The organism is Eisenbergiella sp. OF01-20 (assembly GCF_003478085.1).
In the GTDB taxonomy this organism is placed as follows: Bacteria; Bacillota; Clostridia; order Lachnospirales; family Lachnospiraceae; genus Eisenbergiella.
Window position 1 is genome coordinate 82,922 of record NZ_QUES01000013.1, and the last position, 13,108, is coordinate 96,029.

Below are 13,108 nucleotides of genomic sequence, written 5' to 3' on the forward strand. Positions count from 1 at the left end.
TGGAAAGGTATGGCTTATATGAAAATCAGGAGTACATTTCATACGATAGATACGCATACGGGAGGAGAACCGACCCGCAATGTGGTGGGAGGAATACCGGTCATACCCGGCAGCACCATGGAAGAAAAAATGATGTATATGAGGGAGAACTGCGACTGGATAAGAGAACTGCTTACCTATGAGCCAAGAGGAAACGACGTGATGAGCGGAACCATTATTACAGCGCCCTGCCGGGAGGATGCGGATGTGGGGGTACTGTATTTTGAGGTGGGAGACTGGATGCCCATGTGCGGACATGACACAATCGGCGTGGGCACAGCCCTGGTGGAATCTGGTATGGTTAAGGTGACAGAGCCTTATACCTATATAAATCTGGATACGCCCGCCGGACTTGTCCGGCTGAAAATCCAGGTGAAGGACTGCCAAGCACAGAATGTCACCTTCATAAATGCACCGGCATTTGTGCTGAAAAAAGATGCTAAGGTAAAAAGCAGCCGTTATGGAGAGCTGGTTATGGATATTGCCTATGGCGGAAATATTTATGCGATTCTGCCCGCCTCCTTTGTGGGTCTGCCTATTTCGCCAAAGACCGCTTCCGCACTGATTGAGGCGGGAAATCTGATTAAAGAAGAAGTGAACAGCCAGGTGGAAATCTGCCATCCTCTCATCCCTTTTGAAAATAAGGTTACTCATATAGAATTTTATGAACCAGCAGAAGCCCCCGGGGAACCGGTCAGAAATGCGGTGGTGATTCCGCCCGGAGCTATTGACCGTTCCCCCTGCGGAACCGGAACATCGGCAAAGCTGTCCGTTCTTGCGCTGAAGGGAAAAATAAAAAAGGGGGAAGTTTTTGTACATGAGAGCATTATTGGAAGCCGTTTTACCTGCCGGTATCTGGAGGATGCCAGAGTGGGCGATTATCCGGCGGTGGTGCCGGAGGTGACGGGAAGGGCGTGGGTAACAGGAATCCACACCTTTATGCTGGATGATGACGATCCGTTTGTCAGAGGATTTCAGCTGAGATAAGGTATACGGTATTTGGGATAAAAGGGAGGATATATCAATGGAACGCAGAGTTTTGGATCATCCGATTCTGGGGCCGCTGGAGGACGGAGATACGGTACAGATTACGGTAGACGGGAAAAAGTATACGGCCAGAAAAGGAGAAGTGATAGCGGCGGTGCTTATGGCAAATGGTATTATGGTGCACAGATATACGGCAAAGCTGCATGAACCGAGAGGGATTTACTGCGGAATCGGGCAGTGTACGGATTGTGTAATGACCGTAAACGGCAGGCCCAATGTACGTACCTGTATTACGCCGGTGGAAGAAGGCATGGTGATTGAAACACAGGAGGGAATCGGAAAGGGGGCGGCCTGCAATGACAATTAAAAAGGAAGCCGTCATTATAGGGGGCGGCCCGGCCGGGCTGGCAGCCGCGATTGAGGCGGCAAAATACGGTGCAAAGGTTTTGCTGATAGATGAAAATAAGCGGCCCGGAGGGCAGCTGTTTAAGCAGATACATAAATTCTTTGGTTCCAGGGCGCATAATGCAGGTGTCCGCGGTGTGGATATCGGAAAGCAGCTGCTTAAGCAGACAGAGGAAACAGGCGTGGAAATTTGGCTGGACAGTTCGGCTGTCGGCATATTTTCGGATAAAAGGGTTGCCATCCTGCATGAAGGGACTACTGTTGTGGTACAGGCGGAGAGAATCTTGATCAGTACAGGGGCGGCTGAAAACGCGCTGCGTTTTAAAGGCTGGACTCTGCCGGGAGTGATGGGCGCAGGGGCGGCGCAGACTATGGTCAATGTAAACCGTGTGCTTCCGGGAAAAAGGATTCTGATGGTAGGTTCCGGAAATGTAGGCGTTATCGTGGCTTATCAGCTGATGCAGGCAGGGGCTAATGTAGTGGGGATTGTGGAAGGTATGGATCACATCGGCGCGTATGGCGTACATGCGGCAAAAATAAGAAGAGCGGGAGTGCCGTTTTATCTGAATCATACCATAAAAGAAGCCCGGGGCAGGGAACAGGTGGAACAGGCCGTAATCGCCCGGATGCAGAGCGGACGGATTATTGCCGGTACGGAAGAAATTATCGATGTGGACGCGGTATGTGTGGCTGTAGGGCTGCGGCCCCTGACCGAACTTGCTTATATGGCGGGCGTGAATCATGATTTTATCCCGGAGCTGGGAGGGTTTATGCCTCTGCATGACGAAAATATGGAGAGTTCCTTGCCGGGAATCTATGTTGCCGGGGATACGGCCGGAGTGGAAGAAGCCAACACGGCCATGGATGAGGGCAGGCTGGCAGGCATTGCCATGGCGCAGTCCCTTGGGTATCTCGCAGAGGAAGACGGAGAGGCAGCCAAGGAAATTGTGAGGGAACGGCTGACCGCGCTTCGTCAGGGGCCATTTGGGGAAAGAAGGCTTCAGGCGAAAGAAAGAATTCTAGCAAAGGGGGAAAAACGAACCGTCCTTCCCCAGGAAACCGGCGGTTCGTCGGATATGTCAATCTTAACAGACGGCTATCCGTCCATAGAAGAAATTAATAAAGCAACAGGCTGGCCGGATGAGGAACGGTTTGCCAGAGGACCTGTGGCGGTTATCGAATGTGTGCAGAAAATTCCCTGCAATCCGTGTGAAGCGGCCTGTCCTGCCCATGCGATAACGGTAGGCAGTCCCATTACGAATACACCGGTTCTTGACCGGGAGAAATGTATTGGCTGCGGCTTATGCGTATCCGCATGCTCAGGACTTGCTATTTTTATTGTGGATAAAACTTATAGTGAAACACAGGGAACCGTGAGTTTCCCCTTCGAATATCTGCCGCTGCCTGAAAAGGGGGATGAGGTGAATGCCCTGAACCGCGCCGGGGAATTTGTCTGCCGGGGAACGGTAATCCGTGTGATGAATCCGCCGGGGAATGACCATACGCCGGTGGTGACAATTGCGATACCCAAAGAATATACAGATACGGTTAGGACGATGGGCCGTCTGAATCTGGAGGATACGGATCGCGCCTTCCGGAAAGCGGAGGGAGACGAAAGTATTGATGAGGAAATGCTGGTATGCCGCTGTGAGGAAATAACGGCGGGAGAAATCCGTAAGGCGGTCCGTGAGTATGAAGGAACCTCCGTTACGGAAATTAAAAGAAGGGTCAGAGCCGGCATGGGGCTTTGCCAGGGAAGAACCTGCGGAAAGCTGGTAACCAGAATCATTCAGGAAGAACTGGGGAAAAGAGCGGATGAGGTGGAGCCGGCAACAAACAGGCCTCCGGTGAGGCCGATCACCTTTGGAGAACTGGCCGGAGAGGAAGGAGGGCGGACGGATGAGCAGGGTGTATGATACGGCGGTAATCGGTGCGGGAGTAATCGGCGCCGCAGTGAGTTATTATACCGCTTTGGACGGGGCGGATGTGATTGTGATCGATAAGGGCGATATTGCGGAGGGCACCAGCAGCAAGTCGGACGGCAACGTACTTGTATGCGATAAAATGCCGGGTTTTGACAGTATGCTGGCAAAAATGAGCCAGGATATGTACCCGCAGCTTGAGAAAGAACTGGATTATCCCATTGAATGGCGAAGAAAAGGCAGTCTGTATTTATGCGAAACGCAGGAAGAACTGGAAATCGCAAGGGATTACTGTTCCCGCATGGCCGCGCAGGGGATTCCCATGCGTATGATGGATCAGAAGGATATTCAGGCGGACGAACCCTACCTGGCAAAGGATCTCCCGGGAGGGATTGAAACGGCCTGTGACGGTTCCCTCTATCCTATCGGCTTAAGCTACGGCTATGCCCTGACCGCCAGAAAACACGGCGCGAAGCTGAGCCTGCATAATCCGGTTACTGCTATTACAAAAAAAGAGAATTTTTTTATTATTCAGACAGAACAAGGTGAAATACGTGCTAAAAATGTAGTGAATTGCGCCGGTGTATGGTCACCTGTCATAGGGGCGATGCTGGGGCTTTCCGTTCCGGTATCCGCAAGGCAGGGACAGATCCTGGTATCGGAGCAGACCTTCCGCGTAGCGCGCAGAAAGGTGCATGAGTTCGGCTATATGCTTGCTAAATTTGGTACGAAAAATTATAAAAGACCTGTTTCGGAAAGAGTGGAGTCAAACGGCGTGGCCTTTGTATTTGAGCCTACGGCGGCAGATAACTTCCTGATAGGCTCCTCCAGGCGGTTCGCGGGAGAGGATATCCGGACGGATATTGATGTGATGCAGGCGCTGGCGGAACGGGCCATCCGTTTCTTCCCCATAATCAGGGAGATTAAGGTGATCAGGGCCTACAGCGGCCTGCGGCCTTTTACGCCGGATCATCTTCCCATCGTATCCGATACACCGGTTCCCGGATTCTTTATCGCAGCGGGACATGAGGGGGACGGGATCGGCTTATCCGCTATAACAGGTAAGCTGATGTCCAACCTGATCGCAGGAAGAGAGCAACCGGTTGATATCTCGCCACTGGCCTTCAGACGGTTTTACCAGAAAGAAAATAGGAATGAATGACAGAAAGGATTAAGACAATGAACAAAGAGTTTCAAGGCGTTTATGCGGTAGCCGTAACACCTTTTCATAAAGACGGAAGCTTTGATTTGGAGGCTGCCAAAAGGCATCTGGATTATCTGATAGAAAACGGCGTCCACGGAATCTGTATCCTGGGGGCTACCGGGGAATACCAGAGTGTAACATTGGAGGAACATAAAGAATATGTAAGGGAAATCGTTCCTTATATCTGCGGCAGGACAAGTGTGATTGTGGGAGTGACCAGAGAACGGGCGGATGATGTGATAGAGCTGATTCTCCAGGTAAAGGAGAGCGGCGGCCATGCGGCTATGGTGCTGGCGCCGCCGTACTGCCATCCCACACAGGAGGAGCTGGTGGAGAATTACCGCTATATTATGGAGAACACGGAATTTCCGATTATGGTTTACAACAATCCGGGCAGCTGCGGCATTTCCATTGAAAGGGATACCTTCCGGGAGCTGTTTGGGCTTCCGTATACGGCGGTGGTAAAGGAGTCCAGCGGGGACATCCATAAAGTTACCGAGGTAGTGGACGACGCGCCGGAAAATGTTTCCGTATTCTGCGGGGCGGATAATATTGCATTGGAAAGCTTTGCGGCAGGCGTCTGCGGCTGGATATCCATGCTGGCCAATGTGGCGCCGAAGGACTGCACGGCATTATTCCGGGCGGTATATGAAGAAAAAAATCTGGAAAAGGGCAAGGAAATTTACCGGAGGATTCTGCCTGCGCTGGATGTGTTGGAAACCTTCCCCAGAGTTCCCCAGACTTTAAAATATCTGCTGGCCAGAAAAGGGCTGGACTGCGGATATTGCAGAAGGCCGCGTGTGGAACTGACAGAGGAACAGAAAGTATATGTTGTGGAAGCGATGCATGCGGACGAAATCGAATAGGAGGAAAAAGCCATGTTTACAATTGATGCTTATATCCCTGCCCGGGTGATTTTTGGGGCGGGACGCCTGAAGGAGCTTGGCAGCGTAAGCCTTCCGGGGAAAAAAGCACTTATTTGTGTTACGCAGGACGGCCTGATGGAAAAGCTGGGAATACAGAAACGGGTGACGGATCTGCTGAAAGAAAACGGAACAGAATATGTTGTTTTTGACAGGGTGCAGCCGAATCCCACGCAGTCAGGCGTTATGGATGCGGCTGCGCTGGCTGAAAAAGAAAACTGTGATTTTGTCATCGGCCTGGGAGGAGGAAGCAGTGTGGATACGGCCAAGGCCACTGCCATTATGATGAAAAACCCGGGGATTTTATGGGATTATGCCCAAACCGGAACCGGAAAAAATCTGCCGGTATCCTGTGCGGCTCCCATAGTGACGATATCCACAACCTGCGGGACAGGGACAGAGACGGATCCCTATTGTGTAATTACCAATGAAGAGACAAAGGAAAAGCTGGATTTTGCCATGGATCAGATTTTCCCTGCCCTGTCGGTTATCGATCCTGAGCTGATGTGTTCTCTTCCTCATAAGCTGACCTTATACCAGGGTTTTGATGCGCTTTTCCATCTGGCTGAATGTTATATTACCAACGAGCACCAGAATCATCTGGTGGATTTGTATGCGGTGGACGGGATTAAGATGGTTGCCCATAATCTGCCTCTGGCGGCAAAGGACGGAAATAATCTGGAAGCGCGCACCTGCATGTGTTATGCGGCGGATATTCTGGCGGGTTATACCCAGGCAATGTGCAGCACCACCTCACACCATATCATTGCCCAGACCATAGGGGGACAGTTCCCTGCCATAGTGCACGGGGAAAGCCTTCTTATGATTGCAGAGAGCTATTATAAAAAGGTGAAGCACCTGCGTCCGGCCCTTCTTGATGAATTGGGAGAGGTCTGCGGCGTGCGCAGGGACAGCAAGGATCCCGGACAGGGGTTTGTCACCGCGTTAAAGCAGCTGATGGATGTAACCGGCGTCAGGGAACTGTATTCTATGACGGACGAAGGAATTACGGAAGCGGATTTCCAAACCATTGCCGACGTGACCGTAGACAATACGGGGATTGCTTTTGAAAAATATGAGATAACAAAAGCGGATATTATTCAAATACTGGAGGAAAGTTATCGCTGATTGATAACTGTGAGATGAGGAGGCATAAAGGCAGGCATTTAATCCGGCGGATAAGAGCAAATCAGGAAATCATAAAAAACCATAAGAAAAGGGAAGCATGACAAAAGAGTGGTAAATGTTGACAGCATTTTTTATTTTCTATAAAATAAAAATTATCAGCGGATAGTGTAAAGGAAAATGGGGCAGGAACGAATGGAGAATAAGAATGAGTACGAGTACAGCAATTGGGGCAAAAGTCAAGTTATTACGTGTTGGAAAAGAAATGACAATCAAACAGCTGGGTGAGGCGTGCGGGTTGTCGGTGGGTTTTTTGTCCCAATTTGAGAGGGGAATCTCCTCCATAGCTATTGATTCCCTGGAAACGATAGCAAATGTCCTGGGGGTTCCGCTGTCAGAGCTGTTTATAGAGACGGAAAGTGAAAACAGGACGGAAGAGCCGGAGGATCCTATTATGCATGGTATGGAGCTGATTCCAAGTCAGGCAAGTGCTCAGATGTATCAGTATATCTTAAAGCAGCCTCATACGGATTATGGGCTATTACCTCGTCTGTATACGCTTCTGCCTCCGGCGGAAGAGGAAGAGATCCCGGAGATGTATTCGCATAAGGGGGAAGAATTCCTTTTTGTTCTGGAAGGAACGGTTACCCTGTACCTGGAAGACAGAAAATATGTCATGTATCCCGGCGACAGTATCCATTTTAATTCATCCAAAAAGCACAACTGGACGAACAAGACATCCAAAATCGCACGAATTCTTACGGTAAATTCACCTAATCCCCTCAAGAAAAAGGAAGAATGTAGTGATTGCGGATGTTCAGATGCCTGATTAGGAAGTGCTTGCGTATGGCCAGACAGGAGATGGAATAAGGACAGCCTGGCATGTATGCACGAAAGTACGTTTAAAAAAGCGATATCATAACAAAGCAACAGCCCCCGGCTGGGAGATATCCCAACAGCCGGGGGCTGTTTCAGGTTCAAACGAAAAAGAAACTGCGGCAGTCATACATACATCAGGCGTTTTCTATAGACGGAAGCAGCCCCTGTTTCCAAAAGTATCAATTTTACTATCCAAATCAATTTATTTGTATGTTTTTTGCCACCCCATAAAGCTACAATATAATGGATAAAAGAAAAACGGACAGCGTAAACCTATGCTGTGTTCCGGATAGAAACGAAGCAAATAACGGTAAAGCCTCCGGGAAACCGGTACTCCAATTGTCTTTCACCGGAAATACTGATAAACTAAAGGATATACAAACCAGTTATTATCCTTATTACATGGATTATTATCCGGCTGAAAAAGACGGGCAGTGAGGAGAAGGCCGGAAGAGGAAGAAGCGGTGGGGAAAATGGAGAGGAAGAGGGAAAGTGATTTTGTCAGATATCTGTTTAAGTGGCTTCTTCTTATTTTTGCGGCATTTGCGGCAATAAGCATCTGCTTTAATCTGGTTACCTATATGAGGGAAAAGCAATATTATTCCGAAATCATTGAGCAGGAGCAGCAGGAGCGGATCAATTATCTGTCCAGGAATATCAATGAAGAACTGACAACCCTGAAGATTACGGCAAGCGTTGCCGTCAAAGAAGATATCGTGCAGGAATTGTACTGCCGGTATGATTATGTGAACAGCTACGAACGCAGCAAGCTGATGGAGGATATCCGGAAACGGTGCATGGAAATCGATAACCTGAATTCCTTTGTTTCCGCCAGCTGCCTGTATCTTCCGGAGAAAAATCTGAAAATCAGCCGGGACGGATATGATTTTGTGGAAGAAGAGGCCTATGCCTTCGTGCTGGAAAATAAAGAAAATGGAATGCTGTCCATAAAAGACGGCAAAGCCTATATCATTGAAATCCTGAATAAAAACTATTTGGACGACAAATGGATCAAAGAGAATGTGCTGGGTATCTTTGTGATCGAATTAAATACCGGTGTGATTTTACAGGAAATGCAGTTTGCCAAAATGATGGATCAGGACGCGTTGTTTATGGCAAGCCCGGATAACAGCGCCGTTTATTTTTCCACAAGGGATATTGATTACGGGAATCTGAAGAAGGGGGACGATCCGGATAAGCTGCTGCTTGACGGCGAAGAATATCTGTTCATGAGTTCTCATGACGACGGGGATTTCTTCCGGCTGTATTATCTGCAGGATCAGAGCTTCCTTCATTTAATCCAGGATAAAATGATAACCAGTATCCTTTTATTCGCGGGAATTATTGTCCTGACCATACTTCTGGCCTTCGCACTTTTTTACCGCAGGGTTTTCCGTCCCCTGGAGGTACTTCTGGTGGATGCTTTTGACCAGATCAAGAAGTCAAACCTTTCTTACCGGATCCCGGAAACGGAAAAAAACAGGGTATTTGCCAATCTGTACCGGAACTTTAATTACATGGCGGAACGTATTGATACTCTGGTTTCCAGGGAACTGAAGCAGGAGATATTGGTGAACCAGGCCAATTTCAAACATCTGCAGGCGCAGATCAATCCCCATTTCATGTATAACAGTTATTTCCTGCTGTACCGGATGATTAAGAGCGGGGACAAGGAGGGGAGCCTGCTCGTCTGTGAAAACCTGGGCTGTTTTTTTAAATATATCAACAGGGATTCCGGGGAAAACAAAAGCCTGGAGGATGAAATCAGCCATGCCCGTTCTTATGCCATAATCCAGGGATACCGTTATAAAGGGATCATCCATGTGGATTTCCCGGAGCTGCCGGTGCGTTATAATTACATTGAAGTCCCCAGGCTGATTATCCAGCCGTTAATCGAGAATGTTTTTAAATATGTGGTAAGCCAGATGGAGGAGGAGGAAGCGATCCGGCTTAAGGTCAGTTATGAGGAGGCGGGAGTAGAGCTTCTGATCCATGTGGAAAATTCCGGACAAATAGAGGAAGAGCAGCTGGAGTATATCCGCAGGAAGCTGCATGATGCCGAAGCGAATGAAGATATAACGGCACTGATGAATATCAATGCCAGGCTACAGGTCTTTTTTAAAAAAGAGAATCCGCTGGAGGTGAACCGTTCCTGCCTGGGAGGGCTGCGGGTAACCCTGCATGTACAGCTGTAAACGGAAGGTATTGCCGGGCAAGGGGGAACCGGGATGAGTGAGAAGAAAAAATACACACTGCTTGTGGTGGATGATGAGCCGATTATATCCGACGGCCTGAAGGATTTGTTTGAGGAAGAGTTTCCGGAGGTATTTCAGATCTATAATTGCTATCATCCGAAAAAAGCGCTGGAGCTTTTCCGGTTCCGGCTGCCCGATGTGGTGGTAAGCGATGTGAAAATGCCGAAGATGACAGGAATTGAGATGGCAGAGGAAATGCGGAAAATCAAACCGGATGTCCATGTCCTTTTTCTTTCCGGCTATGATGAATTTGATTACGTTTATTCTGCCATCAGGCAGGATGCGGATGACTATATCCTGAAAACAGAAGGAGATGCCACAATCGTTGGGGCTATGAGAAAAATGGTGGATCTGCTTGACTCCGAAACGGTGTTTATGGAGGAATTTAAAAGCGCCCAGAACAAGATATCCTATATGGCGCCCGCCTTCAAGCAGCAGGCGCTCATCCATATCCTGGACGGATCGGTTTCCAAAGAGGCGGAATTTGAAGATCTTATGGCGGATCTGGAATATCCCCTTCCGGCCCATGGGAAGATGCTGCTGCTCATCGGCACGCTGAACGAGAAGGTGTCCCGGATGACCCGGGAGAAAATACTGGAAACCGTGGTTTCCCTGCTCCGGAAAGCCTATGGGGACAAGATAGCCCACATACATAAGGTAATCTACCGAAAAAGCTTTGTGTGGCTGCTGGAATCGGAGGAAGAGGAGCTGCCTGCCCTGTTGTTTATGACCGCGCTGGATATCCAGAATATGATACAGCTGCGCCTCGGGCTGCTCATGTACTTCGGCATCGCCCGGGAAAGCGTTCCCTGGAACGGGCTGAGTGCCGGCTACGGGAATCTATGGACGGAAATGCAGCGTCAGGCCATCAATGAAGAAAACAGTATTATCCTGGAAAGCAGAGAGCTTTCCATCAGTGATTCCTTCAACGCAGAGGAATCGGATTTTGAGCAGATGCTGGCCCCTGTTACCGAAAAGCTGCGAGTGATGCAGGAATTCCTTCTGGGGGAGAACTTTCCGGCTTTTACGGAGGACGCCGAGGATATTCTGAAAATACTGGAGAAATCCAAACGACATTCCATGTACGCTTTGGAAATCTATTATTCCCTGGGGAATATCCTGATCACCTACATTAACCAAAAGAATATCCGTCCGCTGCTCGCATCCCGCATCCAGCTCATGGAGCTTTTTGATCCGGGATCCTTTGTCACATGGGAGCAGGCGGCGCAGTATATCAGACGGCTTACCCAGGCTATCCGGGAAATCTGCGCACAGACCCAGCAGAGTACCATGATGAGCATTACCGAACGGACCAAATCCTACTGCCTCTCCCATCTGGGGGAGGATCTGTCCCTTACGGTCATCGGCCAGGCAATCGGCTTTAACCCGGTTTACCTTTCCCGGATTTTCAAGCAGTTTGAAGGGACGAGCATCCGGGAATATATAGAAACCTGCCGCATGGATATGGCAAAGCGCCTGATCCGGAATTCACGGATGAAGATTTATGAAGTTGCAGAAAAATGCGGCTATCAGAATACCGCGTATTTTATTAAAATATTTAAAGCCCACTTCGGAATGACGCCTCAGGAATGCCGGGACATGGGCTGAAGGAGAAACCAAATAAGCTGAAAGCGCCGTACAGAATGCCGCTGTTTCTGTACGGCGTTATGTTTTTCTTCCCTTTTGTGCGGCGGCCCGGAGGGGATCGGTGGGCTTTTTAAAAACCCTATTTTTTTTGTTATAACAACTCTGATTATCTCAAAAAAGCCCAGAAATACGGGCAAATTACGGGATAGGGACACTGAATTTACTACCGATTTACTACATTCGGATAGAGCTTTGACACGCTGCTCTTTCCCGTGAAGTCCTCCCACACAGATATGACACATCGAAAATCGAATACGACACCGCAGACGGCGTTCTCTTTTCCCTTTGGGGAGATCAGGACGCCGTTTTTTGCACCCAAAACCAGAAAGGAGGCAACCGCCTATGTATTTTACTTCCGGCAGTGACCGGGCCTTTGAACAGCTCATGCAGACGAGGCCGGGCGCAGACCACTTTGACAACGGCGAGGCCGGAGCGCCGGAGGATTGCGGCACTTGCCGATTTTACCGCCCGCACTGGAAGTATCAGTTTTGCGTCTACGCAGAATGTCCTTACCAGCCGGGCAAGCTCACCGCCCTTGACGGCGCGGTGAAATTTCAAGTGAAAGGAGTGGACGATGAGATGGCAGTTTTTCGAGTGGAGAAAAACCGGGGCTACACGGTGATGTCCAATCACCATCTGCGAAATAAGGACTTATCCCTGAAAGCCAAGGGCCTGCTGTCACAAATGCTGTCCTTGCCGGAGGATTGGGATTTTACCCTAAAGGGCCTCTCCCTTATCAACCGGGAACAGATCGACGCGATCCGGGCAGCAGTTAAGGAGCTGGAACAGGCCGGGTATATCGTCCGTTCCCGTGAGAGAGACGGCCAGGGGCGGCTTCGCGGGGCGGATTACATCATTTACGAGCAGCCCCAGCCAGCGCCGGATTCACCTACGTTGGAAAATCCAACATTGGAAAAACCAACACAGGAAAAGCCTACGCAGGGAAATCCAACGCAATTAAATAAAGATAGACAAATAAAAGACCCATTCACTACGGATGGATTAAATACCGATTCCATTCCTATCCTTTCCCCTCCCTCTCCTTTGGGGGAAACAGCGGCTGCGCCGCCGGAACGGAAAGGAACGGGAGCGAAGTCGCAGAGCGACGTAGCGGTTTATCGGGAAATCATCAAGGATAACATCGAGTATGGACACCTTTGCCAGCACACCAAGGGGATTGACCGGGAACTGCTGGACGAAATCGTGGATTTGCTGGTGGAAACCGTATGCAGCGCCCGAACGACCATCCGCATTGCCGGAGATGATTATCCGGCGGATCTGGTGAAGTCCAAACTGATGAAGCTAAACAGCTCTCACATGGAGTTTGTCTTTGACTGTATCAGCAAAAACACCACGGAAATCCGAAATATCAAGAAATATCTGCTGGCGGTTCTGTTCAACGCCCCCAGCACCATCAACGGCTATTACACGGCACTGGTGGCCCACGATATGAACACCGGCAAAATCTGAAAAAGGAGGACAGCCCTATGAAACAGGGGACTTTGATTTTTGACGAGCAGGCAGACCACTATGACATCCGTTTTGACCTGGCGGACTACTACGGCGGCCTGCACTGCGGAGAAACCTTTGATGTACTGGTAGGCGGCAGATGGAGGCCCACCCGCATGGAAATGGCTGAGAACTGGTATCTGGTAGGTATTCGCACCAACGACCTTTCCGGCCTGCGGGTGCGTATCTAAGCCGTGCCGCCTGCCTGCTTTG

The 13,108-nt window shown here is 49.6% G+C and carries 11 protein-coding genes; all 11 read left to right on the top strand.

The window, feature by feature from the left end:
- Nucleotides 1–18 precede the first annotated feature (18 nt).
- The 11 genes from DXA36_RS16165 (at nt 19) to DXA36_RS16220 (ending at nt 13,086) form a co-directional block, all read left to right on the top strand.
- On the top strand, nt 19–1,026 hold the full coding sequence (locus DXA36_RS16165; RefSeq protein WP_118680597.1) for a proline racemase family protein: 1,008 nt from the start codon (nt 19–21) through the stop codon (nt 1,024–1,026).
- Between the two features lie 37 nt (nt 1,027–1,063).
- Complete coding sequence (locus DXA36_RS16170; RefSeq protein WP_118680560.1) at nt 1,064–1,393, top strand: (2Fe-2S)-binding protein; 330 nt, start codon at nt 1,064–1,066, stop codon at nt 1,391–1,393.
- Nucleotides 1,383–3,347 (top strand): FAD-dependent oxidoreductase, encoded by a 1,965-nt coding sequence (locus DXA36_RS33595; protein ID WP_243114674.1) that lies wholly within the window; start codon nt 1,383–1,385, stop codon nt 3,345–3,347. Before DXA36_RS16170 ends, DXA36_RS33595 begins: the two co-directional genes overlap by 11 nt.
- Nucleotides 3,331–4,515, top strand: coding sequence for an NAD(P)/FAD-dependent oxidoreductase (locus DXA36_RS16180; RefSeq protein ID WP_118680561.1), 1,185 nt, complete (start codon nt 3,331–3,333; stop codon nt 4,513–4,515). Before DXA36_RS33595 ends, DXA36_RS16180 begins: the two co-directional genes overlap by 17 nt.
- A gap of 17 nt (nt 4,516–4,532) precedes the next feature.
- Entirely contained in the window at nt 4,533–5,423 is an 891-nt protein-coding gene (locus tag DXA36_RS16185) for a dihydrodipicolinate synthase family protein (protein WP_182479107.1), read from the top strand.
- A gap of 12 nt (nt 5,424–5,435) precedes the next feature.
- A complete protein-coding gene (locus tag DXA36_RS16190) occupies nt 5,436–6,608 on the top strand; it encodes an iron-containing alcohol dehydrogenase (protein WP_118680563.1) in 1,173 nt (390 codons plus the stop codon).
- A 205-nt stretch (nt 6,609–6,813) separates the two neighbouring features.
- A complete protein-coding gene (locus tag DXA36_RS16195) occupies nt 6,814–7,434 on the top strand; it encodes a helix-turn-helix domain-containing protein (RefSeq protein WP_118680564.1) in 621 nt (206 codons plus the stop codon).
- A gap of 484 nt (nt 7,435–7,918) precedes the next feature.
- Nucleotides 7,919–9,679 (top strand): sensor histidine kinase, encoded by a 1,761-nt coding sequence (locus DXA36_RS16205; RefSeq protein WP_118680566.1) that lies wholly within the window; start codon nt 7,919–7,921, stop codon nt 9,677–9,679.
- 33 nt (nt 9,680–9,712) lie between these two features.
- The gene (locus DXA36_RS16210) at nt 9,713–11,347 is read left to right on the top strand and encodes a response regulator transcription factor (protein WP_118680567.1); all 1,635 of its coding nucleotides are present in this window, start codon (nt 9,713–9,715) and stop codon (nt 11,345–11,347) included.
- A 618-nt stretch (nt 11,348–11,965) separates the two neighbouring features.
- Nucleotides 11,966–12,856 (top strand): DUF6017 domain-containing protein, encoded by an 891-nt coding sequence (locus tag DXA36_RS16215; protein ID WP_217780952.1) that lies wholly within the window; start codon nt 11,966–11,968, stop codon nt 12,854–12,856.
- 17 nt (nt 12,857–12,873) lie between these two features.
- Complete coding sequence (locus DXA36_RS16220; RefSeq protein ID WP_009004440.1) at nt 12,874–13,086, top strand: DUF5348 domain-containing protein; 213 nt, start codon at nt 12,874–12,876, stop codon at nt 13,084–13,086.
- The last annotated feature ends 22 nt before the right edge of the window (nt 13,087–13,108 follow it).